Here is a 22,797-nt window from a genome sequence, read left to right as displayed (position 1 = left end):
GACCCAAGCCATGTCGATCTTTTTGAACAAAGACTCCAAGGTCATCGTCCAGGGCATCACCGGCGGCGAGGGCACCAAGCACACCGCGCTGATGATGAAGGCCGGCACCCAGGTGGTGGGCGGCGTGAACGCCCGCAAGGCCGGCACCACCGTCTCGCACGTGGACCCGGTCGGCCGGGACGTCGAGCTGCCGGTGTTCGGCACCGTCGCCGAAGCGATGAAGGAAACCGGCGCCAACGTGTCGGTCGTCTTCGTCCCGCCGAAATTCGCCAAGGACGCGATCATCGAGGCCATCGACGCCGAGATCCCGCTGCTGGTCGTCATCACCGAGGGAATTCCGGTGCAGGACAGCGCCTATGCGTGGGCTTACAACGTCGACAAGGGGCAGAAGACCCGCATCATCGGGCCGAACTGCCCCGGCATCATCACCCCGGGCGAGGCGCTGGCCGGCATCACCCCCGCCAACATCAGCGGCCCCGGTCCGGTCGGCCTGGTGTCCAAGTCGGGCACCCTGACCTACCAGATGATGTACGAGCTGCGCGATTTCGGCTTCTCCACCTCGATCGGCATCGGTGGTGACCCGGTGATCGGCACCACGCACATCGACGCCATCGAGGCGTTCGAGAAGGACCCCGACACCAAGGTCATCGTGATGATCGGCGAGATCGGCGGCGACGCCGAGGAGCGCGCCGCCGACTACATCAAGGCGAACGTGTCCAAGCCGGTCGTCGGCTACGTCGCGGGATTCACTGCGCCGGAAGGCAAGACGATGGGCCACGCGGGCGCCATCGTGTCCGGCTCGTCGGGCACCGCGGCCGCCAAGAAGGAAGCGCTGGAGGCCGCTGGCGTCAAGGTCGGCAAGACCCCGTCGGAGACCGCGGCGCTCGCCCGGGAGATCCTGCAGAACCTGTAGGGGGCGTGCCCGGCCGATGCTGCCGCGAGGGCGCCGGATTTGGCCGGGGCCCGGCACACGGTAGATAGTGGGTCTATGAATCTCGACCCGAACACGCCCGTCATCGTCGGCGTGGGGCAGTTCACCGAGCGCATCGAGGACTCCGGCTACCGCGGAATGTCGTCGGTGGAGTTGGCGACGGCAGCGGCGCAGGCCGCACTACATGACACCGGGGCCGACGTCACCGCCGTCGCCGCGGCCATCGACACCGTCGCCGCCCTCCGGCAGTTCGAGATCTCCGGGCGCACCCCCGCGCCGATGGGCAAGTCCAACAACTACCCGCGGTCGGTGGCCCAGCGCATCGGCGCCGCGCCGGCCCGCGCGATCCTCGAGCCCATCGGCGGCCAGGGCCCCCAGCATCTGGTCACCGAGTTCGCCGGTGTCATCGCCTCGGGGGAGGCGCAGGTCGTGATGATCTTCGGCTCCGAAAACACGTCCAGCATCCGGTATTTCGCCGACCGGGATAAGCCGGATCATTCCGACACGGTCGAGGGTTCCCTCGAGGACCGCGGGTTCGGATACGACGGCCTGTTCGACGACTACACCGTCGCGCATGGGCTGATCGGAGCGCCGGCCCAGTACGGACTGCTGGAGAACGCGCGCCGCGCCCGGCTGGGCTTGAGCGTCGCCGACTACCGGCGCGAAATGGGCGAGCTGTTCGCCCCGTTCACCAAGGTGGCGGCGAAGAACCCGTTCGCGTCCTCCCCGGTGGAGCGCAGCGTCGACGAGCTGATCACCGTCACCGAGTCCAACCGGATGATCTGCGATCCCTACCCGCGGCTGCTGGTGGCCCGCGATCAGGTCAATCAGGGCGCCGCCGCGCTGCTGATGTCGGTGGCCGCCGCCCGCCGGCTCGGCGTGCCCGAGGAGCGCTGGGTGTTCCTGCACGGCCACGCCGACATGGTGGACCAGCCACTGCTGGACCGCCTCGACCTGACCTACAACTCGGCCTCGGTGCTGGCGGTCCAGGAAGCGCTCGCCGTGGCCGGGGTCGGCATCGACGACGTCTCGACCTTCGACCTCTACAGCTGCTTCCCGGTGCCGGTGTTCAACTTCTGCGACGGGACTCAGCTGGCCACCGACGATCCGCGGGGGCTCACACTCACCGGCGGCCTGCCGTACTTCGGCGGACCGGGCAACAACTACTCACTGCACGGCATCGCCGAAACGGTCAGCGAAATGCGGGATCTTCCAGGGCAATTCGGCCTGGTCGCCGCCAACGGCGGGATCATGAGCAAGTACTCCGTCGGGGTGTACTCGACCACGCCGGTGAATTGGAAGCCCGACAACAGCGCCGCACTGCGCGCCGAGGTCGCGGCCCGCCCCAAGATGGCGGTGACCATCAAGGCCGACGGTCGCGCGACCATCGAGACCTACACCGTGCGCTACGACTGGCCGGTGCGCACCGGCCTCATCATCGGCCGCCTCGACGACGACGGCAGCCGCTTCCTGGCCCTGAGCGAGGACCCCGATCTGGTCGGGTTACTCAGCGACGGCGAGCCGCTGGGGGCTTCGATCGTGGTCCGGTCGACGGATAAGGACAACCGGGCCACGCTGGCCTGACCGCACCTACACGAGAGCCGCTAGTTTGCCGGCGAGCCGTTCGACGTAGGCGGCGACCTCGGCCTCGGGCTTGTCCGGCAGCCCGAACAGGACCTCGGTCACGCCCAGCTCGCTCCACTTGGCGAGCTTTTCGGGGACGGGCTTGAAGTCCAGTGCCACGATCTGCGGGGCGCCGTCGCGGCCCGCGGCCGCCCAGGTGTCCTGTAGCAGCCTGACCGGTTCGTCGATGTCGAAGTCGCGTGGAGTGGTGATCCAGCCGTCGGCGCTGCGCGCGATCCACTTGAAGTTCTTTTCGGTGCCAGCGGCGCCCACCAGCACCGGGATGTGCGGCTGCACCGGCTTGGGCCAGGCCCAGCTGGGCCCGAACTTGACGAATTCGCCGTCGTAGGAGGCTTCCTCCTCGGTCCACAGCGCCCGCATCGCTTCGAGGTACTCGCGCAGCATGGTGCGCCGGCGCCCGGGCGGCACGTTGTGGTCGGCGAGTTCGTCGGTGTTCCAACCGAATCCGACGCCGAGGCTGACCCGTCCGCCGGAGAGATGGTCAAGGGTGGCAATGCTTTTCGCCAGCGTGATCGGGTCGTGTTCGACCGGCAGCGCCACCGCGGTCGACAGTCGCACCCGCGACGTGACGGCACAGGCGGCGCCCAGGCTCACCCATGGGTCCAGCGTGCGCATGTAGCGGTCGTCGGGCAGCGACGCGTCGCCGGTCGTCGGGTGCGCGGCCTCTCGCTTGATCGGGATATGAGTGTGTTCTGGCACGTAGAAGGTTTGAAAGCCGTGGTCATCGGCAAGCTTCGCGGCCGTCGCCGGAGAGATGCCGCGGTCGCTGGTAAAAAGCACAAGCCCGTAATCCATGCAGAGAATTAGAACGTGTTCTACCTGTGCTGAGCAAGCTCTGGTGATACGGACCGTCTCGCCGGAGGGCCGCCGGGGGCCTCGCCGTCCAAGACAGTGGCGGCGCCACCGGTTCCCGCACGTGCGCTAGCGTGGGTGATCGACCGCGTCGCAATGCGGTGACGCGCCTGCAAGCACAGCGTCGCATCGCCACCGCGGCGCCCGCTCGGCACTTAAAGGCACTGGTAGCAACAGGAGGAGCAATGACCTACTCTCCCGGTAGCCCCGGATACCCACCGCCGCAGTCCGGCGGCACGTATGCAGGCGCCACACCCTCGTTCGCCAAAGAAGACGACGGCAAGAGCAAGCTGCCGCTGTATCTGAACATTGCGGTGGTGGTGCTCGGCTTGGTGGCTTACCTCCTGAACTTCGGGCCCACGTTCACCATCAGCGCCGACCTCGGGCCGGGCATCGGTGGCCGCGCCGGCGATGCCGGTACCGCGGTCGTGGTTGCCCTGCTGGCCGCGCTGCTCGCCGGCCTGAGCCTGCTCCCGAAAGCCAAGAGCTACGTGGGCGTTGTCGCGGTCATCGCGGTGCTGGGAGCGCTGCTGGCTATCACCGAGACGATCAACCTGCCCGCCGGTTTCGCCATCGGCTGGGCGATGTGGCCCCTGGTGGCGGCCATCGTGCTGCAGGCGATCGCCGCGGTCGTCGTCGTGTTGCTGGACTCCGGCGTGATCACGGCGCCGACGCCGCGCCCCAAGTACGACCCCTACTCGCAGTACGGCCAGTACGGGCAATACGGGCAGTACGGCCAGCAGCCCTACTACGGTCAGCCGGGCGGCCAGCAGCACGGCGGCCAGCAGGGATACGGATCGCAATACGGCGGTTATGGCGCCAGCGGTGCGCCGACCCAGGGCGGCGCACCGACCGGCGGTTTCGGCGCCCAGCCTTCGCCGCAGTCGGGCTCGCAGCCGTCCGCGCAGCACCAGGGCTCGTCGACGCCCCCCACCGGCTTCCCCAGCTTCAGCCCGCCGCCGAACGTCGGCGGCGGATCGGACGCCGGTTCACCCACCAACTACTCCGAGCAATCCGGCGGTCAATCCTTCGGCCAGGAGCAGCAGTCGCCGTCCTCACCGTCTGGCCCAGCGCCCGCCTAACCGTGCGCTGTCGCGCCTAGTCGGGGACGTGCCCAAGAGTGACACGGCTAGAGGACAACCGGGCAGCGGGCGCTCGCCAGGCGCGTGACCTCGTCAGGGTCGCGTTCGCCCCGGCCGTGGTGGCGTTGGTCATCATCGCCGCGGTCACGCTCATCCAACTGCTGATCGCCAACAGCGACATGACCGGCGCCCTGGGTGCCATCGCCAGCATGTGGCTCGGCGTGCACCAGGTGCCGATCTCCATCGGTGGCCGCGAACTCGGTGTGATGCCGCTGCTGCCGGTGCTGCTCATGGTCTGGGCCACCGCGCGCAGCACGGCGCGGGCCACCTCGCCGCACTCGTCGTGGCTGGTCGTTCGCTGGGTGGTGGCGTCGGCGCTGGGCGGACCCTTGCTGATGACGGCCATCGCCCTGGCCGTCATCCACGACGCGTCGTCGGTGATCACCGAGCTGCAAACCCCGAGCGCGCTGCGGGCGTTCCTCAGCGTGCTCGTGGTTCACGCAGCCGGCGCGGGAATCGGGGTGTGGTCCCGGGTCGGGCCACGCGCGCTGGCGGTGTCGTCGTTGCCCTATTGGCTGGGCGATTCGCTGCGCGCCGCGTCCGCCGGCCTGCTGGCGTTGCTCGGGCTCTCCGGGTTCGTGACGGCCGGGTCGCTCGTCGTGCACTGGGCGACCATGCAGGAGCTCTACGGCATCACCGATTCGATCTTCGGCGAGTTCAGCCTCACCCTGCTGTCAATGCTGTACGCGCCCAACGTGATTGTGGGCACCGCGGCGGTTGCCGTCGGCTCCAGCGCCCACATCGGTTTCGCGACGTTCAGCTCATTCACCGTGTTCGGTGGCGATATTCCGGCCTTGCCGGTGTTGGCGGCGGTGCCCAGGCCACCGCTGGGGCCGGTATGGGTTGCGCTGCTCATCATCGGTGCGTCGTCGGGCGTGGCGGTGGGACAGCAGTGCGCCCGGCGTGCGCTGCCGCCGGCCGCGGCGATGGTCAAGCTGTTGGTCGCCTCGGCCGCCGGGGCTTTGGTGATGTCGCTGCTCGCGTACGCCGGGAGCGGCCAGCTGGGTAACTTCGGCCATGTCGGCGTCGACCAGGGCGCGTTGCTGCTCGGTGTCTTCTTCTGGTTCACGGTGATCGGCGGGATCACCGTGGTGCTGAGTGGGGGGATCAGGCCCCGGCCCAGGCGGTTGCGGGCCAAACCCGCGTCCGCCGCACTGGCCGAAGAGCCGGCCGATTTCACCGATGTTTTCGACGATCGGGTGGCGGAGGAGGACGTCTTCGAGGGTCCCGCGGATGAGCCGGGGGAGGGTGAGCCGGGGACTCCGGCGGTGGAGGGTGATGCCGCGGAGCGCGAGCCGGGGTCGCCCGCGGCGGAGGGCGATGCCGCGGAGGTCGAGGCGGGGTCTCCCGCAGCGGAGGGCGAGCCGGGACCTACCGCTGCCGAACGCGATCCGGAGCAATAGGTAAATTGCCCACCTCCGAGCGACAAGCCCGGTGGGAAATCGCGGGCGTCGGGCGGTTGTCGCTCGGAGGTGGGCAATTGCCCTATTGGCCAGCTTGATCGTCAAACGCATGCCGCCGCCGTCTGCTCCTCAGCGCGCCCGTGAGGGCGCGCATCGTCGCCCGACTAGGCTCGCCGATGTGGTCGAAGCCCTCCATGTGCCCCCCAACGCGTCGGCGCGGGTAGTGGTACTGGCCTCGGGCACCGGATCGCTGCTGAACTCCCTGATCGCCGCCGCCGTCGCGGACTATCCTGCCCGGATCGTCGCCGTCGGCGCCGACCGCGACTGCCTGGCCACCGAGATCGCCGCGGCCGCGTCCCTGCCCACCTTCACCGTCCGGCTCGGCGACCACCCCGACCGCGACGCCTGGGACACCGCTATCACCGAGGCCACCGCCGCTCACTCGCCCGACCTAGTGGTGTCCGCGGGATTCATGAAAATCCTTGGACCACAATTCCTTTCACGGTTCTACGGACGCGTCATCAACACGCATCCGGCGCTGCTGCCGGCGTTCCCGGGCGCGCATGGGGTGGCCGACGCGTTGGCCTACGGCGTGAAAATCACAGGCTGTACGGTGCACCTGGTGGACGCCGGGACGGACACCGGGCCGATCCTGGCGCAGCAATCCGTTCCCGTGCTCGACGGCGACAACGAAGAGACTTTGCATGAACGCATCAAGGTCACCGAACGCAAGCTGCTCGCGGACGTGGTGGCCGCGATCGCAACCGGCGGGCTGACCCTGGTCGGGAGAAAAGCGACGATCGGATGAAAGGCGACAACGGATGAGCACCGACGACTGGCGGGAGAACGCCAAAAGGCCGATCCGCCGCGCCTTGATCAGCGTGTACGACAAGACCGGGCTCATCGACCTGGCCCGGGGGCTGGCCGCGGCGGGCGTCGAGATCGTCTCCACGGGATCCACCGCGAAGAACATTGCCGAAAAAGGCATTCCGGTGACCCGGGTCGAGGAACTGACCGGGTTCCCCGAAGTGCTCGACGGCCGCGTCAAGACCCTGCACCCGCGCGTGCACGCGGGCCTGCTGGCGGATCTGCGCAAACCCGAGCACGCCGAGGCGCTCGAACAGCTCGGCATCGCGGCCTTCGAACTCGTCGTCGTCAACCTGTACCCGTTCAGCGAGACGGTGGACTCCGGCGCGAGCATCGACGATTGCGTCGAACAGATCGACATCGGGGGACCGTCGATGGTGCGGGCCGCCGCGAAGAACCATCCCAGCGTGGCGGTGATCACCGACCCGCAGGGCTATGACGGCGTGCTGGCCGCGGTCCGGCAGGGCGGGTTTACGCTCGCCGAGCGCAAAAGACTGGCGGCGCTGGCGTTTCAGCACACCGCCGAATACGACATCGCGGTGGCGAGTTGGATGGAGTCGACGCTGGCCCCCGAACATCCAGCGACCGCCTTCCCGAAGTGGCTGGGCCGCAGCTGGCGCCGCTCGGCGATGCTGCGCTACGGCGAGAACCCGCACCAGCAGGCCGCGCTCTACAACGACCCGAGCGCGTGGCCCGGGCTGGCCCAGGCCGAGCAGCTGCACGGAAAAGAGATGTCCTACAACAACTTCACCGACGCGGACGCGGCATGGCGGGCCGCCTTCGACCACGAAGAGACATGCGTGGCAATCATCAAGCACGCCAACCCATGTGGAATCGCGATTTCGTCGGCCTCGGTGGCGGACGCCCACCGCAAGGCCCACGAATGCGATCCGCTGAGCGCATTCGGCGGGGTCATCGCGGCCAACACCGAAGTCAGCGTCGAGATGGCCGAATACGTCAGCACGATTTTCACCGAAGTCATCATCGCGCCCGCCTACGATCCGGCCGCCCTGGACATCCTGACCCGCAAGAAGAACATCCGGGTGCTGGTCGCCTCCGAGCCGCTCACCGGCGGCACCGAACTGCGGCCCGTCAGTGGCGGGCTGTTGGTGCAGCAGCGCGACGAGCTCGACGCCCACGGGGACAACCCGGCGAATTGGACCCTTGCGACGGGGAACCCCGCCGACCCGGAAACGCTGGCGGACCTGGCTTTTGCCTGGCGGGTATGCCGCGCCGTCAAATCGAATGCGATCGTGATCGCCGCCGGTGGCGCCACCATCGGCGTCGGCATGGGTCAGGTGAACCGCGTCGACGCCGCGCGGCTGGCCGTCGAACGCGGCGGGGATCGGGTGCGCGGCGCGGTCGCGGCCTCGGACGCGTTCTTCCCCTTCCCCGACGGACTCGAGACGCTGACCGCTGCCGGGGTGAAGGCCATCGTGCATCCGGGCGGATCGGTGCGCGACGACGAGGTGACCGCGGCCGCGGCCAACGCCGGCATCACGCTGTATCTCACTGGGGCGCGCCACTTCGCCCACTGAAGATCGGCAATTGTCGATCTCAGTCCTTGCTCTATGGTCGCGAATGGAAATAGCATCACTTTGGGTCGGCAATAGCGGGGCGAACACAATTCGAGAGGAATTGATATGCGCGCGAACGCAATACGAACGGCCACAATTTCCGTCGCGATTGCGAGTGTCGCACTCGTCGGCGCAGGATGCTCGGCAAATAAATCGGGTGAAGCCGGCAGTTCAACAACTACAGCCGCTTCGTCGGCCGCAACCTCGAGCTCAGCCGCCGCAGGAACATCGGCAGCAACGACTCCGAGTGCGCCAGGCAGCACGACGCAGATTCCGGGCGCAAACGGCACGCCGTACACCGTTCAGGGACCAATTTTGGCGAAGTACCAGTCCCTGGACGACAAGGCGCGCAAGGACTTAGGGGCCCCGAAGGATAATCAGCAAACGAATCCCGACGGTGGCACCTACCAGCAATTCGATGGCGGCGTCATCGTCAACAAGACGCAGGCCTACGTGGTGTGGGGCTTGATCCGCGACAAGTGGAATGAGCTCGGCGGCTCGCAGGGCAAGCTTGGTTATCCGACCAGTGACGAGGTCGACACCCCCGATGGCATGAAGAAGTCGACTTTCGAGCACGGCACGATCACGTGGAAGCCGGGTGACGCGCAGGCCGTCGTCAGCTACAGCTGAGCGGTGTTCGGGTGCAGCATCGCGCTGCGCTCGGGTCTCCGACCGGGTGCCGGGCAGTCGATCAGCTTGCCCGGCACCCGCGTACTTGGGGGAGGGCATAGTGTCCCATCGGCGGCATCGTCGTAGCGTGGAGTGGTGACGTCACCGAGCAACCTGCCCCGCACCGTCGGCGAACTGCGCGCCGCCGGTCACCGTGAACGGGGAGTCAAGCAGGAAATCCGCGAAAATCTGCTGACCGCACTGGCCGACGGGCCGGACAGCGCAGCCATCTGGCCTGGCATTCTGGGATTCGACGACACCGTCTTGCCCCAGCTCGAGCGGGCTTTGATCGCGGGTCACGACTTCGTGCTACTCGGCGAGCGCGGCCAGGGCAAAACCCGGCTGCTGCGTGCGCTGGTCGGGTTGCTCGATGAGTGGACGCCGGTGATCGCCGGGGCCGAACTGGGGGAGCATCCGTTCTCGCCGATCACGCCGGAGTCGATCCGCAAGGCCGCCACCCTGGGCGACGACCTGCCGGTGGAGTGGAAGCACCGCAGCGAGCGCTACACCGAAAAGCTCGCCACGCCCGACACCAGCGTCGCCGACCTGGTTGGCGACATCGACCCGATCAAGGTCGCCGAGGGCCGCAGCCTGGGGGACCCCGAGACCATCGCCTACGGCCTGATTCCGCGCGCGCACCGCGGCATCGTCGCGGTCAACGAACTGCCCGACCTCGCCGAGCGCATCCAGGTGTCGATGCTCAACGTGATGGAGGAGCGCGACATCCAGGTCCGCGGCTACACGCTGCGCCTGCCGCTGGACGTGTTGGTGGTCGCCAGCGCCAACCCCGAGGACTACACCAACCGCGGGCGCATCATCACCCCGCTCAAGGACCGCTTCGGCGCGGAGATCCGGACCCACTATCCGCTCGAGCTCGACGCGGAAGTCGGGGTGATCGCGCAGGAGGCGCACCTGTCGGCGCAGGTGCCCGACTACCTCATGCAGATCATCGCCCGGTTCGCCCGCTACCTGCGGGAGTCGAATTCCGTCGACCAACGCTCGGGGGTGTCGGCGCGGTTCGCCATCGCCGCCGCCGAGACCGTCGCGGCCGCCGCCCGCCATCGCGGCGCGATCCTGGGGGAGACGGACCCGGTGGCACGGGTGGTCGATCTGGGCACCGTGATCGACGTCCTGCGCGGCAAGCTGGAATTCGAGTCCGGCGAGGAAGGCCGCGAGCAGGCGGTGCTCGAACACCTGCTGCGCCGGGCGACCGCGGACACGGCGTCGCGGGTGCTCGGCGGCATCGACGTCGGTTCACTGGTGTCCGCAGTCGAGGGCGGTTCCGCGGTGACGACGGGCGAGCGGGTGTCGGCAAAGGACGTGCTGGCCGCGGTCCCGAGCCTGCCGGTGGTGGACAAGATCGCGGACAAGCTGGGCGCGCGGTCGGAGGGCGAACGCGCCGCCGCGCTCGAGCTGGCGCTCGAGGCTTTGTATCTGGCCAAGCGCATCGACAAGGTGTCCGAGGAGGGGCAAACCGTCTATGGCTAATAGAGGGCACTCTTCGCGGTACTCGGCGTACACCGGCGGGCCCGACCCGCTGGCGCCGCCGGTGGATCTGCGCGAGGCGCTCGAACAGATCGGCCAGGACGTCATGGCCGGTACCTCGCCGCGACGCGCGCTCTCCGAGCTGCTGCGCCGCGGCACCAAGAACATGCCGGGCGCTGACCGGCTGGCGGCCGAGGCCAACCGACGGCGACGGGAGTTGTTGCGGCGCAACAACTTGGACGGCACGCTGCAGGAGATCAAGAAACTGCTGGACGAGGCGGTGCTGGCCGAACGCAAGGAGCTGGCCCGCGCGCTCGACGACGACGCCCGCTTCGGCGAACTCCAACTGGACGCGCTACCGGCGTCGCCGGCCAAGGCCGTCCAGGAGCTTTCCGAGTACAACTGGCGCAGCGGCGAGGCGCGCCAAAAGTACGACCAGATCAAGGATCTGCTCGGCCGCGAGATGCTCGACCAGCGCTTCGCGGGCATGAAGCAGGCGCTTCAGGGGGCCACCGACGAGGACCGCCAGCGCGTCAACGACATGCTGAACGACCTCAACGACCTGCTGGACAAGCACGCGCGCGGCGAGGACACCCAGGAAGACTTCGAAAACTTCATGGACTCGCACGGCGAGTTCTTCCCGGAGAACCCGCGCAACGTCGACGAGCTGCTGGACTCGCTGGCCAAGCGGGCCGCCGCCGCGCAGCGCTTCCGCAACAGCCTCAGCGCCGAGCAGCGCGCGGAGCTGGATGCCTTGGCGCAGCAGGCATTCGGCTCACCGGCCCTGATGGAGTCGCTGAGTCGGCTCGATGCGCACCTGCAGGCGGCGCGGCCCGGGGAGGACTGGACCGGATCCGAACAGTTCTCCGGTGACAACCCGTTCGGGATGGGTGAGGGCACCCAGGCGTTGTCCGACATCGCCGAGCTCGAGCAACTGGCCGAGCAGCTCTCGCAAAGCTATCCGGGCGCCACCATGGATGACGTCGACCTCGACGCGCTGGCACGCCAGCTCGGCGACGAGGCGGCCGTCGATGCCCGCACGCTCGCCGAATTGGAACGTGCGCTGGTGAATCAGGGCTTCCTGGACCGCGGTTCCGACGGCCAGTGGCGGCTGTCGCCGAAGGCGATGCGCAGGCTCGGCGAGACGGCGCTACGCGATGTGGCGCAACAACTTTCCGGGCGGCGCGGTGAGCGTGATCATCGGCGGGCGGGTGCGGCCGGCGAGCTCACGGGCGCCACCCGGCCCTGGCAGTTCGGTGACACCGAACCGTGGAACATTTCGCGCACGCTGACCAATGCCGTGCTGCGGCAGGCGGGAACGGCCACCCTCGATGGGCCGGACGCGCGGTTGAAGATCTCCGTCGACGACGTCGAGGTCTCCGAGACCGAGACCCGCACGCAGGCCGCGGTCGCGCTGCTGGTCGACACGTCGTTTTCCATGGTGATGGAGAACCGCTGGCTGCCGATGAAGCAGACAGCGCTGGCGCTCAACCACTTGGTGTGCACGCGTTTTCGCTCGGATGCCTTGCAGATCATCGCCTTTGGCCGCTACGCCCGGACGGTGACCGCCGCCGAACTCACCGGCCTGGAAGGTGTCTACGAGCAGGGGACCAACCTGCATCACGCGTTGGCGCTGGCGGGGCGTCATCTGCGCCGCCACCCCAACGCCCAGCCCGTCGTGCTGGTGGTGACCGACGGCGAGCCGACCGCCCACCTGGAGGACTTTGACGGGGATGGCACGACGGTCTTCTTCGACTACCCGCCGCACCCGCGGACCATCGCCCACACCGTGCGCGGCTTCGATGAAATGGCGCGCCTCGGTGCGCAAATCACGATCTTCCGGCTGGGCAGCGATCCCGGCCTGGCGCGGTTCATCGACCAGGTCGCCCGGCGCGTCGAGGGACGCGTCGTGGTGCCCGATCTCGACGGGCTGGGAGCGGCGGTGGTCGGCGACTACCTACGTTCCCGCCGCCGTCGATAGACCATAAAAGGAGAAATCCCGTGAGCAAGGTTCCCACGATCGAACTCAACGACGGTGTCGAGATCCCACAGCTCGGTTTCGGGGTGTTCCAGATCAAGCCCGACGAGACGGCCGCGGCGGTCAAGACGGCGCTCGACATCGGATACCGGCACATCGACACCGCCGAAATGTACGGAAATGAAAAGGAAGTCCGCCAAGGCATCCGCGACGCCGGCCTTGAGCGCGGCGAGGTCTTCATCACCAGCAAGCTCAACAACGGCTTTCACAAGCCCGATGACGCGCGCCGCGCCTTCGACCAAACGCTGAAGGCGCTCGATTCGGACTACGTCGACCTGTTTCTCATCCACTGGCCGCTGCCCACGCTCTACGACGGCGACTTCGTCTCGACGTGGAAGGTCTTCGAAGAGTTCGCGCGGGACGGACGCGCGCGCAGCATCGGCGTGTCGAATTTCCAAGTCGCACATTTGAATCGGCTCGCCGACGAAACCGACACCGTGCCGTCGGTCAACCAGATCGAGGTTCATCCATACTTCGGCAACGACGAGGTGAGGGCGTACGGACGCGAGCACGGCATCGCCACGGAGGCGTGGGCACCCATCGCCCAGGGCAAGGTGCTCGACGATCCGGTGATCAACCGCATCGCCGGGTCCCGCGACAAAACGCCCGCACAGGTCGTGTTGCGTTGGCACATTCAGCGCGGCGACATCGTCTTCCCCAAATCGGTGACACCGGCACGGGTCAAGTCCAACTTCGAGCTGTTCGACTTCGAACTGGACGATTCCGACATGGACGCGATCTCAGCGCTGAACAAGGGTGAGCCGGGACGCAACGGTCCCAACCCTGACACCTTCGACTACGTGCCCCGCTGAGGCTCCGTCGCTGGGAAGCGGCTACCCGCCGCGGGGCCTGCGGGCCTTACGCGCGATCCCGACGGCTCCCCACAGCGAGAAGCCGCGAATGTGGACCGTCGGTGCCCCGGGAGTGCCCTCGCCGTGGACGCCGCGGTCGAAGTTTCCCATGACCCCGCGGCCGTGCACCTCCACGTTGACCTCGGGCGGCAGCAAAATGTTCTGCACGCCCATAATCGACATCGCGTGGATGTCAACCTCGGTCGAGGTGAAGTCGGCGTAGCGCAGATCGACCACCCCGCTGCCCCACAGGGTGAAGGTGGTCAGCTTCTTCGGCACGTTCCATCGGCCGCGCCGCTCGAAGCCACTCATCAACGCCAGCAGTAGCGTCGACGGCGCCGGATTGGGTTTGCCGCCGCGGCGCGGGCTGATCGGCGCGCCGGGCAGATCGGCCCTCAGCCGGTCCAGTTCCTCATACGTCGTCGCGGCATAGGCCCTGGTCAAACGGTCTTCGTAGTCGTTGAGCTGCAGGCGGCCCTGCTCGGCCGCGTACGCCAGCAACTGCGCAGTCTGTATGCGATCGGTATCGGCCGCGCGCGACGGCTGGTCGCGCGTGTCCTCCGCATCCCGTTGCGTTGAGTTGCTCATCACCCACGAGCCTACGACGTCCAGGTTTTGCTGCAAGAGGATTGGCTAAACTGCAACCTTGCATCGGCTCGGGCCGGACCGCCGGCCGATTTGGCCGGACCACTCTTAGACATCTGGCTAACTTGTCGTTGGCTAACTCGTCCAGCGGGGTGGCCGCTTCTCCAGGAACGCCAACATGCCTTCGCGGGCCTCGTCGGACACGAAGAGCCGCGCCGATTCCTCGGCGAGCCGTTCGGCGTCACGGTCGAACCCTTCCAACACAGCGGCCGTCGTCAGCGCCTTGGAAGCCGCGAGCCCCTGCGGTGACCCACGGCCTACATCGGCGACAAGTTTCTCGGCCGCGGCGTCGACGTCCTCGGCGGCCATGGTGATCAGCCCGATTTCCGCCGCCGCGTCGGCGTCGAATGTTTCGCCGGTCAGGTAGTAGCGCGCCGCGGCGCGCGGCGACAGCTTCGGCAGCAGCGTCAACGAGATGATCGCCGGGGCGACGCCGATGCGGGCCTCGGTCAGCGCGAACGTGCTGCGTGGCCCGGCGACCGCGATATCGCAGGCACCCACGAGGCCGAAGCCGCCGGCCCGGACATGGCCGTTGATGGCGGCGATCACCGGCAGCGGCGAGGCGACGATGGCCCGCATCAAAGCGGTCATCTCCCGGGCCCGGGCGACGGCCATGTCATAGGCAGAGGGTGGCGACCCGCTTCGCCCGGCTGCGCCGCCGCCCTCGCTCAGGTCCGCGCCGGCGCAGAAGGTGCCCCCGGCGTGGCCCAGCACCACCGCGCGCACGGCCGGATCCGACGAGGCGTCGCGCAGCCCCTGGCGCAACTGGGCGACCAGCGTGGTCGACAGCGCGTTGCGGTTGTGCGGTGAGTTCAGCGTCAGCCGCGCGTACGGCCCGCCCGTGTCGGCGGGTCCGGCGTATTCGACGAGGGTGTCCATTTAGTAGCTTCGCGGCAGGCCCAGTGACGTCTGCGCGACGAAGTTCAGCACCATCTCGCGGCTAACCGGGGCGATGCGGCCCAGCCGGGCCGAGGTCAGCATGGCGCCCACACCGTATTCCTTGGTGAGCCCGTTGCCGCCCATCGACTGCACGGCCTGGTCCACCGACCGGGTGGCCGCTTCGGCCGCAGCGTATTTGGCCATGTTCGCGGCCTCGGCCGCAGCCATGTCGTTGCCGGAGTCATACAGGGTCGCGGCCTTCTGCATCATCAGCTTGGCGAGTTCGACCTCGATGTGGCACTGCGCCAACGGATGTGACAGCCCTTGGTGCGAGCCGATCGGGGTTCCCCACACCTGGCGGGTCTTGACGTACTCGGCGGCCCGGTCCAGCGCGAACCGCCCCATCCCGACCGAGCTGGCCGCGCCCATGATGCGTTCGGGGTTCAGGCCGGCGAAAAGCTGTGCGATGGCGGCATCTTCGGCGCCGACGAGTGCGTCGCTGGGCAACCGGACGTCGTCGAGGAAGACCTGGAATTGGCGTTCGGGGCTGATCAATTCCATTTCGATGGGCGTGTAGGTGAAGCCGGGCGCATCGGTGGGCACCACGAACAGCGCGGGGCGCAGCTTGCCCGTTTTGGCCTCCTCGGTGCGGGCCACCACGAGCACGGCCTGCGCCTGGTCGATGCCGGAGATGAACACCTTCTGGCCCTTGAGGACCCAGTCGCTGCCGTCGCGGCGGGCCGTGGTGGTGATCTTGTGCGAGTTGGATCCGGCGTCGGGCTCGGTGATGGCGAACGCCATGATCAGTGTCCCGTCGGCGATACCGGGGAGCCAGCGCTTCTTCTGCTCCTCGGTCCCGAACTTGCTGATGATGGTGCCGTTGATGGCGGGCGAGACCACCATGAGTAGCAACGCGCTACCGGCGGCGGCCATCTCCTCCATCACCAGCGACAGCTCGTACATTCCGGCGCCGCCACCGCCGTACTCCTCGGGCAGGTTCACGCCCAGGAAGCCGAGTTTTCCTGCCTCCGACCACAATTCGTCGGTGTGCTCGTGGGCGCGCGCCTTCTTCAGGTAGTACTCGCTGCCGTAGTTGGACGCCCATTCGGCCACCGCCTTGCGCAGGGCCTGACGCTCCTCGTTCTCGATGAAGCTGCTGTCGGTCACTGGGGATCTCCTTCTGATTGCGGCGCTTCGACTCTTGCCAGTACGGCGCCCACTTCGACTTGCTGACCGGTCTTGACGTCGAGTTCGGCGAGAACGCCGTCGACCGGTGCGGTGATGGTGTGTTCCATCTTCATGGCTTCCAACCAGATCAGTGGTTGACCGGCGGTGACGGTGTCGCCGATCGCGGCGCCGAGTCGGATGACGTTGCCGGGCATGGGGGCGACCAGCGATCCCTTTTCGACGGTCGAACCGGGCTCGGGGAAGCGCGGCAGCGCGATCAGGTGCACCGGTCCGCGCGCGGAGTCGACGTAGACGTCGGAATCGCTGGGGTCGTAGCGCCGCACCGAGAAGTGGTGGTCGACGCCGTCCGTCCTCAATACCACTGCTTTCGCCGTGGCCGACACCAATTGCACCGAAGGATCGTCGGGCAGGACCAACCGGGTTCTGTCGAACCGGTATTGAATGCGGTGTTCGTTGCCGTCATCGTCACCGTAGGTCTTGACCTGATAACCCGACCGCAGGTTTCGCCAACCGCTGGGGATGGCGCCCAACACCGGGGCGAGCGCACGGTTGCGCGCGGCGTCGGCGAGGGCGGCGGCGATCGCCGACAGACGAACCGCTGCGGCGTCACCCAGCGGCGCCGATAGTTCGGCCAGGCCGTGCGTGTCGAAAAACGCTGTGTCGGTGGCGCCGTCGAGGAACGCTGGATGCCGTAACACATTCACCAGCAGGTCGCGGTTGGTGCGCAGCCCGTGCACCCGGGCTCGGGTCAGCGCGTCGGCGAGAACCAGCGCCGCCTGGCGGCGTGTCGGGGCGTAGGAGATGACCTTGGCCAGCATCGGGTCGTAGTGGATCGATACCGTGAATCCGTCGGCGATCCCCGAATCCAGCCGGATTCCGGTCCGTTGTCCCAGCGAGCCGAACTCGGCTCGCACGGAGGGCACCTCGAACGCGCGCATAACACCGGCCTGGGGCTGCCACTCGCGTGCGGGATCCTCCGCGTAGAGCCTGGCCTCGATCGAATGACCCTGGGCGGCAGGAGGTTCGGCGTCGAGGCGGGCGCCGTCGGCCACCGCGAGCTGCAGTTCCACCAGGTCGAGCCCGGTCGTCTCTTCGGTGACCGGGTGCTCGACCTGTAGCCGCGTGTTCATCTCCAGGAAGTAGAACTCGCCATCGTCGTCGGCCAGGAACTCCACCGTCCCGGCGCCGGTGTAGCCGATCGCGCCGGCGGCCAGTCGCGCCGCGTCGAACAGCTTGGCGCGCATGCCCGGGGTGCGCTCCACCAGCGGGGAGGGGGCCTCCTCGATGATCTTCTGGTGGCGGCGCTGAATCGAGCACTCGCGTTCCCCGACGGCCCACACCGTGCCGTGGGTGTCGGCCATGACCTGAACCTCGATGTGGTGGCCGGTGGGCAGGTAGCGCTCGCAGAACACCGTCGGATCGCCGAACGCGGACTGCGCTTCGCGGCGCGCTGCCTCGACTTCTGCTGGCAGGGCGGACAATTCGCGCACCACCCGCATGCCCCGCCCGCCCCCGCCCGCGGAGGCCTTGACCAGCACCGGCAGCTGCGCCTGGGTGACCGTGTCGGGATCGAGCTCGTCGAGAACGGGCACGCCGGCGGAGGCCATCAGCTTCTTGGCCTCGATCTTGGAGCCCATCGCCCGCACCGCGTCCACCGGCGGGCCGATCCAGGTCAGTCCGGCGTGCTGGACGGCGGCCGCGAAATCGGCGTTCTCCGAGAGGAAGCCGTAGCCGGGGTGGATCGCGTCGGCACCGGCGGCGCGGGCCGCGGCGATGATGGCCTCGGCGTTGAGATAGTCGTTGGTCTTGGGCAGCCGCACCCGGGCGTCGGCCTCGGCGACGTGCGGCGCGCCGGCGTCCGGGTCGGTGTAGACGGCGCCGGTGCCCAGGCCCAGCCGGCGGCACGTGGCGAACACCCGGCGCGCGATCTCGCCACGGTTGGCAACCAGAACTCGAGTAATCATGGGGCTCACATCCGGAAGACGCCGAAGTTCGACGTCCCCTTGATCGGGCCATTGGCGATGGCGGACAAACAGATTCCCAGCACGGTCCGGGTGTCCCGTGGGTCGATCACCCCGTCGTCGTAGAGCATCCCGGACAACACCAGCGGCAGCGACTCCGCCTCGATCTGGCCCTCGACCGCGGCCCGCATCGCCGCGTCGGCCTCCTCGTCGACCTGCTGGCCGCGGGCTTCCGCGGCCGCGCGGGCCACGATCGACAGCACCCCCGAGAGCTGGGCGCCACCCATCACCGCGGACTTCGACGTCGGCCAGGCGAACAGGAACCGCGGATCGTAGGCACGGCCGCACATGCCGTAGTGGCCCGCGCCGTAGGAGGCGCCGATCAGCAGCGAGATGTGCGGGACGGTCGAATTGGACACGGCATTGATCATCATCGAGCCGTGCTTGATCATCCCGCCCTCCTCGTAGTCCTTGCCCACCATGTAGCCGGTGGTGTTGTGCAGGAACAGCAGTGGCGTGTTGGAGCGGTTGGCCAGCTGGATGAACTGCGTGGCCTTTTGCGACTCCTCGCTGAACAGCACGCCGCGCGCGTTGGCCAGGATCCCGATCGGGTAGCCGTGCAACTGGGCCCAGCCCGTCACCAGTGAGGAGCCGTACAGCGGCTTGAATTCGTCGAATTCGGATCCGTCGACGATCCGGGCGATCACTTCGCGGGGATCGAATGGGATGCGCAGATCCGCGGGGACGATGCCGATGAGCTCCTCGGTGTCGAACAACGGCTCGGTGATCGGCTTGGGCTTCGGGCCTTGCTTGGTCCAATTCAGCCGGGCGACGATGCGGCGGCCGATGCGGATGGCGTCGAGTTCGTCGACCGCGAAGTAGTCGGCCAAACCCGAGATCCGGGCGTGCATTTCGGCGCCGCCCAGCGATTCGTCGTCGGACTCCTCGCCGGTGGCCATCTTCACCAGTGGGGGACCGGCGAGGAACACCTTGGAGCGTTCCTTGATCATCACCACGTGATCGGACATCCCCGGGACGTAGGCGCCGCCCGCGGTGGAGTTACCGAACACCAAAGCGATGGTGGGGATCCCGGCCGCCGAAAGCCTGGTCAGGTCGCGGAACATCCGCCCGCCGGGGATGAAGATCTCCTTCTGGGTGGGCAGGTCGGCGCCGCCGGATTCCACCAGAGAAATCACCGGAAGCCGGTTCTCGAAGGCGATTTGGTTGGCGCGCAGGATCTTCTTCAGGGTCCATGGGTTGCTGGTGCCGCCTTTGACCGTCGGGTCGTTGGCGACGATCATGCATTCGACGCCCTCGACCACGCCGATGCCGGTGACGGTGCTGGCGCCGACCTTGAAGGCGCTGCCCCAGGCGGCCAGCGGGCTGAGCTCCAGGAACGGCGAGTCCGCGTCGACGAGCAACTCGATGCGCTCACGCGCGGTCAGTTTGCCGCGTTCGTGGTGACGCTCAACGTATTTGGGTCCGCCGCCCGCCAGCGCATTGGCCAGCTCGGCGTCGATCTCGTCGAGTTTCGCGATCGCCGCCGACGCGGCCTCGGTGAACTCGGCGTCGTCGTGGTTCAGCGTGGATTGCAGGGTGGTCATTTGGCGCCACTCCTCCTCATCGCTGCGATCATGACTGGAACCCCAGGAGTTTGGCGGACAGTGCGGTCAGGATTTCGGTGGTGCCGCCGCCGATGCCCAGGATCCTCATGTCCCGGTATTGGCGCTCGACCTCGGATTCGGTCATATAACCCATGCCACCGAACAGCTGGACGGCCTGGTTTGCCACCCATTCGCCGGCCTCGACGGCGGTGTTTTTGGCGAAACACACCTGCGGGATCAGATTCGTCTCGCCGGCGAGCTGGCGTTCCACCACGTGGCGCGAGTAGACGCGGGCCACGTCGATGCGGCGGGCCATCTCGGCCAGCGTGTTCTGCACCGACTGCCGCGAGATCAGCGGGCGGCCGAACGTCTCGCGGTCGCGGCACCATTGCACGGTCAGGTCCAGGCACCGCTGGGCGCTCGAATACGCTTGGGCGGCAAGGCCGATTCGCTCGGCGACGAAGGCCTGCGCGATCTGGGCGAACCCGCTGTTCTCGGCGCCGACCAGGTTGGCCGCCGGCACCCGGACGTCGGTGTAGGACAGCTCGGCGGTGTCCGAGGATCGCCAGCCCATCTTGTCCAGCTTGCGGCTCACCTCGAAGCCGGGCGTGCCCTTTTCGACCACCAGCAACGAAACCCCCGCCGCGCCAGGGCCTCCGGTGCGCACCGCGGTGACGACGTAGTCGGCGCGCACGCCGGAGGTGATGTAGGTCTTGGCGCCGTTGACGATGTAGTGTTCACCGTCGCGCTCGGCGGAGGTCCGCAGGTGGCCGACGTCGGAACCGCCGCCCGGTTCGGTGATGGCCAGCGAACCGATCTTCTCGCCCGCCAGCGTCGGCCGGACGAACTCCTCGATGAGCCGCTCGTCGCCGGAGGCGATCATGTGCGGCACCGCGATGCCACAGGTGAACAGCGACGCGAAGACGCCCCCCGGGGCTCCGGCCTGATGCATCTCTTCGCAGATGATCACCGCGTCGGCGCCGTCGCCACCCCCGCCGCCGACCGATTCGGGGAAGCCCGCGCCCAGCAGCCCCGCGGCTCCGGCGCTGCGGTGCAATTCGCGTGGCAGCTCGCCGCTGCGTTCCCACTCGTCGACGTGGGGCAGGATCTCGCGTTCCGCGAAGGAGCGCACCGTCTTTCGCAGCTGCTCACGCTCGGGTGTGGTCCAAAGATTCATGACAACAGACTCTCCGGGATGTCGAGGTGGCGGCCGCGCAGCCATTCGCCCAACCCCTTGGCTTGAGGATCGAATCGGGCCTGGTAGGCGACGCCCTGGCCGAGGATGCCGTCGATGACGAAGTTGACCGCCCGCAGATTCGGCAACACGTGGCGGGTGACATCGAACTCGGCCGCCTCGGGCAGCAGCTCCTTGAGCCGTTCGACGGTCAACGTGTGGGCCAGCCACCGCCATTGCTCGTCGGTGCGGACCCACACACCGACGTTGGCGGAGCCGCCCTTGTCGCCGCTGCGGGCACCGGCGATGCGGCCGAGTGGCGCCCTGCGCAGCGGGCCATCCGGAAGCGGCTCGGGCAGCGGCGGGGGATCGGCCGGAGCCAACACCAAAGTATCGGTGGCGCAGGGGATATCGATGCGCGTCCCGTCGGCGTGCACCGCGACGTGCGGCACCTGGTCGGCGTCGACGTAGCCGGGCGTGAACACGCCGTAGACCTGGCCGTCGCCCGGCGGTGCGGTCACGTGGAAGCCCGGATAGCTGGCTAGCGCCAACTCCACTGCGGCCGAGGAGAATTGGCGTCCGACATTAACGGGATCGGGGTCGCGCACGACACAGTGCAGCAGCGCGCTGGCGGCTTCCTCGGTGTCGGCGTCGGCGTGGTCGGTGCGGGCCAAGGACCACTGCAGTTCGGCGGGCTTGACGGTGAGCGCGGCGTCGAGCTGCCGGCGCACCAACTCCGCCTTGGCCTCGATGTCCAGGCCGGTGAGCACGAACGTCATCGAGTTGCGGAACCCGCCGATGCTGTTCAACGACACCTTGTAGGTGGGCGGCGGGGCCTCGCCGCGCACCCCGCTGATGCGCACCCGGTCCGGACCGTCGGGCGCGAGCTCAACGGTGTCCATCCGGGCGGTGACGTCGGGGTTGGCGTAGCGCGCCCCGGTGATCTCGTAGAGCAGCTGCGCGGTGACGGTGTCGACGCTGACCAAACCGCCGCTGCCCGGGTGCTTGGTGATCACCGAGGATCCGTCGGCATAGACCTCGGCCAGGGGAAAACCGGCGTGGGTGAGGTCGGCGATTTCGGTGAAGAACGCGTAGTTGCCGCCGGTGGCCTGGACCCCGCATTCGATGACGTGGCCGGCGACCACGGCGCCGGCGAGCTGGTCGTAGTCGGTGCGATGCCAGCCGAAATGCGCGGCGGCCGCCCCGACGATCACCGACGCGTCGGTGACCCGGCCGGTGACGACGACGTCGGCGCCGCCGGCCAGGCAGTCGACGATGCCCCAGGCGCCCAGGTAGGCGTTCGCGGTCAGCGGGCTGCCCAGGCCCAGTTCGGCGGCGCGGGGCAACAGGTCGTCGCCTTCCACGTGCGCGATCCGGGCGTCGATACCCAGGCGTTCGGCCAGCGCGCGGATCGCGTCGGCAAGCCCGGCCGGGTTGAGGCCGCCGGCGTTGGCCACGATGCGGACCCCGCGGTCGCGGGCCTCGCCCAGGCAGTCCTCGAGTTGCGTCAGGAAGGTCTTGGCGTAGCCGCGCTCGGGGTGCTTCATCCGGTCCCGGCCCAGGATGAGCATGGTGAGTTCGGCCAGGTAGTCGCCGGTGAGGTAGTCGACCTCGCCACCGGTGAGCATTTCGCGCATGGCCGACAGCCGGTCGCCGTAGAACCCGGAGCAGTTCGCGATCCGGACGCAAGCGCCGGAAGCAGAGGCCATGCCCGTCCTCCATTCAGGGATTCACCGGTGAGACCCAACCAACCAACCGGTAGGTTATCGGGTACCGCGGGTGTCACGTCAAGGATCCCACTTCGGGGCGGGTGCGCCAGGGCCGTGCTAGCGCAGGGTGCGATCCGGGGCGGCGGGCGTCGGTTTTGGCGACGAGCGGACCAGCGAC

18 protein-coding genes are annotated in these 22,797 nt (G+C 68.1%); 10 read left to right on the top strand and 8 right to left on the bottom strand.

Annotated elements, in window-relative coordinates:
* Nucleotides 1-10 precede the first annotated feature (10 nt).
* The gene (sucD, locus tag QGN30_RS22980) at nucleotides 11-913 is read left to right on the top strand and encodes a succinate--CoA ligase subunit alpha (protein WP_008254012.1); all 903 of its coding nucleotides are present in this window, start codon (nucleotides 11-13) and stop codon (nucleotides 911-913) included.
* A 75-nt stretch (nucleotides 914-988) separates the two neighbouring features.
* Nucleotides 989-2,515: an acetyl-CoA acetyltransferase gene (locus QGN30_RS22975; protein WP_014379279.1), complete on the top strand. Its 1,527-nt coding sequence runs from the start codon at nucleotides 989-991 to the stop codon at nucleotides 2,513-2,515.
* Between the two features lie 6 nt (nucleotides 2,516-2,521).
* Here QGN30_RS22975 and QGN30_RS22970 read toward each other — a convergent pair whose 3' ends face one another.
* Entirely contained in the window at nucleotides 2,522-3,370 is an 849-nt protein-coding gene (locus QGN30_RS22970; RefSeq protein WP_014379280.1) for an LLM class F420-dependent oxidoreductase, read from the bottom strand.
* Between the two features lie 242 nt (nucleotides 3,371-3,612).
* Here QGN30_RS22970 and QGN30_RS22965 point away from each other — a divergent pair, with 242 nt between their 5' ends.
* The 8 genes from QGN30_RS22965 (at nucleotide 3,613) to QGN30_RS22930 (ending at nucleotide 13,420) form a co-directional block, all read left to right on the top strand.
* Nucleotides 3,613-4,509, top strand: a complete 897-nt coding sequence (locus QGN30_RS22965; RefSeq protein WP_008254020.1) for a DUF5336 domain-containing protein — start codon at nucleotides 3,613-3,615, stop codon at nucleotides 4,507-4,509.
* Nucleotides 4,510-4,547: 38 nt separating this feature from the next.
* Nucleotides 4,548-5,972 carry a cell division protein PerM gene (locus QGN30_RS22960; protein ID WP_248923514.1) on the top strand — a complete coding sequence of 475 codons (1,425 nt, stop codon included), beginning with the start codon at nucleotides 4,548-4,550 and terminating at the stop codon, nucleotides 5,970-5,972.
* Between the two features lie 178 nt (nucleotides 5,973-6,150).
* Nucleotides 6,151-6,780: a phosphoribosylglycinamide formyltransferase gene (purN, locus tag QGN30_RS22955; protein ID WP_008254024.1), complete on the top strand. Its 630-nt coding sequence runs from the start codon at nucleotides 6,151-6,153 to the stop codon at nucleotides 6,778-6,780.
* A 13-nt stretch (nucleotides 6,781-6,793) separates the two neighbouring features.
* Entirely contained in the window at nucleotides 6,794-8,377 is a 1,584-nt protein-coding gene (gene purH / locus QGN30_RS22950) for a bifunctional phosphoribosylaminoimidazolecarboxamide formyltransferase/IMP cyclohydrolase (protein ID WP_014381892.1), read from the top strand.
* A 105-nt stretch (nucleotides 8,378-8,482) separates the two neighbouring features.
* The gene (locus QGN30_RS22945; protein ID WP_225324779.1) at nucleotides 8,483-9,046 is read left to right on the top strand and encodes an LGFP repeat-containing protein; all 564 of its coding nucleotides are present in this window, start codon (nucleotides 8,483-8,485) and stop codon (nucleotides 9,044-9,046) included.
* Nucleotides 9,047-9,178: 132 nt separating this feature from the next.
* Nucleotides 9,179-10,573: an ATP-binding protein gene (locus tag QGN30_RS22940; protein ID WP_009957820.1), complete on the top strand. Its 1,395-nt coding sequence runs from the start codon at nucleotides 9,179-9,181 to the stop codon at nucleotides 10,571-10,573.
* Nucleotides 10,566-12,551, top strand: coding sequence for a vWA domain-containing protein (locus tag QGN30_RS22935; protein WP_038535145.1), 1,986 nt, complete (start codon nucleotides 10,566-10,568; stop codon nucleotides 12,549-12,551). Before QGN30_RS22940 ends, QGN30_RS22935 begins: the two co-directional genes overlap by 8 nt.
* 20 nt (nucleotides 12,552-12,571) lie before the next feature.
* Nucleotides 12,572-13,420 (top strand): aldo/keto reductase, encoded by an 849-nt coding sequence (locus QGN30_RS22930; RefSeq protein ID WP_038535147.1) that lies wholly within the window; start codon nucleotides 12,572-12,574, stop codon nucleotides 13,418-13,420.
* Nucleotides 13,421-13,441: 21 nt separating this feature from the next.
* Here the strand turns inward: QGN30_RS22930 and QGN30_RS22925 are convergent, their stop codons facing one another.
* The 7 genes from QGN30_RS22925 to QGN30_RS22895 form a co-directional block, all read right to left on the bottom strand.
* The gene (locus QGN30_RS22925; RefSeq protein WP_036390314.1) at nucleotides 13,442-14,047 is read right to left on the bottom strand and encodes a DUF1707 SHOCT-like domain-containing protein; all 606 of its coding nucleotides are present in this window, start codon (nucleotides 14,045-14,047) and stop codon (nucleotides 13,442-13,444) included.
* Nucleotides 14,048-14,179: 132 nt separating this feature from the next.
* Nucleotides 14,180-14,983, bottom strand: coding sequence for an enoyl-CoA hydratase family protein (locus QGN30_RS22920; protein ID WP_038535149.1), 804 nt, complete (start codon nucleotides 14,981-14,983; stop codon nucleotides 14,180-14,182).
* Entirely contained in the window at nucleotides 14,984-16,150 is a 1,167-nt protein-coding gene (locus tag QGN30_RS22915; protein WP_038535151.1) for an acyl-CoA dehydrogenase family protein, read from the bottom strand. It abuts the gene before it with no gap.
* Nucleotides 16,147-18,135 carry an acetyl/propionyl/methylcrotonyl-CoA carboxylase subunit alpha gene (locus QGN30_RS22910; protein WP_038535153.1) on the bottom strand — a complete coding sequence of 663 codons (1,989 nt, stop codon included), beginning with the start codon at nucleotides 18,133-18,135 and terminating at the stop codon, nucleotides 16,147-16,149. The genes QGN30_RS22915 and QGN30_RS22910 overlap by 4 nt, the downstream gene beginning before the upstream one ends.
* A gap of 5 nt (nucleotides 18,136-18,140) precedes the next feature.
* On the bottom strand, nucleotides 18,141-19,736 hold the full coding sequence (locus tag QGN30_RS22905; RefSeq protein WP_009957816.1) for an acyl-CoA carboxylase subunit beta: 1,596 nt from the start codon (nucleotides 19,734-19,736) through the stop codon (nucleotides 18,141-18,143).
* Nucleotides 19,737-19,764: 28 nt separating this feature from the next.
* Nucleotides 19,765-20,913 carry an acyl-CoA dehydrogenase family protein gene (locus tag QGN30_RS22900; protein ID WP_038535155.1) on the bottom strand — a complete coding sequence of 383 codons (1,149 nt, stop codon included), beginning with the start codon at nucleotides 20,911-20,913 and terminating at the stop codon, nucleotides 19,765-19,767.
* The gene (locus QGN30_RS22895) at nucleotides 20,910-22,619 is read right to left on the bottom strand and encodes an acyclic terpene utilization AtuA family protein (RefSeq protein ID WP_038535157.1); all 1,710 of its coding nucleotides are present in this window, start codon (nucleotides 22,617-22,619) and stop codon (nucleotides 20,910-20,912) included. Before QGN30_RS22895 ends, QGN30_RS22900 begins: the two co-directional genes overlap by 4 nt.
* Nucleotides 22,620-22,797: the final 178 nt, after the last annotated feature.

It is taken from the genome of Mycobacterium sp. 3-98 (genome assembly GCF_035918355.1).
Lineage (GTDB): Bacteria > Actinomycetota > Actinomycetes > Mycobacteriales > Mycobacteriaceae > Mycobacterium > Mycobacterium intracellulare.
This window is presented reverse-complemented; position numbering and strand designations above follow the sequence as displayed.

Excerpts from the sequence above, each read along its gene's own strand:
- sucD (WP_008254012.1), top strand. The coding sequence starts at position 11 with ATGTCGATCTTTTTGAACAAAGACTCCAAGGTCATCGTCCAGGGCATC.
- QGN30_RS22975 (WP_014379279.1), top strand. The coding sequence starts at position 989 with ATGAATCTCGACCCGAACACGCCCGTCATCGTCGGCGTGGGGCAGTTC.
- QGN30_RS22970 (WP_014379280.1), bottom strand. The coding sequence starts at position 3,370 with ATGGATTACGGGCTTGTGCTTTTTACCAGCGACCGCGGCATCTCTCCG.
- QGN30_RS22965 (WP_008254020.1), top strand. The coding sequence starts at position 3,613 with ATGACCTACTCTCCCGGTAGCCCCGGATACCCACCGCCGCAGTCCGGC.
- purH (WP_014381892.1), top strand. The coding sequence starts at position 6,794 with ATGAGCACCGACGACTGGCGGGAGAACGCCAAAAGGCCGATCCGCCGC.
- QGN30_RS22945 (WP_225324779.1), top strand. The coding sequence starts at position 8,483 with ATGCGCGCGAACGCAATACGAACGGCCACAATTTCCGTCGCGATTGCG.
- QGN30_RS22935 (WP_038535145.1), top strand. The coding sequence starts at position 10,566 with ATGGCTAATAGAGGGCACTCTTCGCGGTACTCGGCGTACACCGGCGGG.
- QGN30_RS22925 (WP_036390314.1), bottom strand. The coding sequence starts at position 14,047 with ATGAGCAACTCAACGCAACGGGATGCGGAGGACACGCGCGACCAGCCG.
- QGN30_RS22920 (WP_038535149.1), bottom strand. The coding sequence starts at position 14,983 with ATGGACACCCTCGTCGAATACGCCGGACCCGCCGACACGGGCGGGCCG.
- QGN30_RS22910 (WP_038535153.1), bottom strand. The coding sequence starts at position 18,135 with ATGATTACTCGAGTTCTGGTTGCCAACCGTGGCGAGATCGCGCGCCGG.
- QGN30_RS22905 (WP_009957816.1), bottom strand. The coding sequence starts at position 19,736 with ATGACCACCCTGCAATCCACGCTGAACCACGACGACGCCGAGTTCACC.
- QGN30_RS22900 (WP_038535155.1), bottom strand. The coding sequence starts at position 20,913 with ATGAATCTTTGGACCACACCCGAGCGTGAGCAGCTGCGAAAGACGGTG.
- QGN30_RS22895 (WP_038535157.1), bottom strand. The coding sequence starts at position 22,619 with ATGGCCTCTGCTTCCGGCGCTTGCGTCCGGATCGCGAACTGCTCCGGG.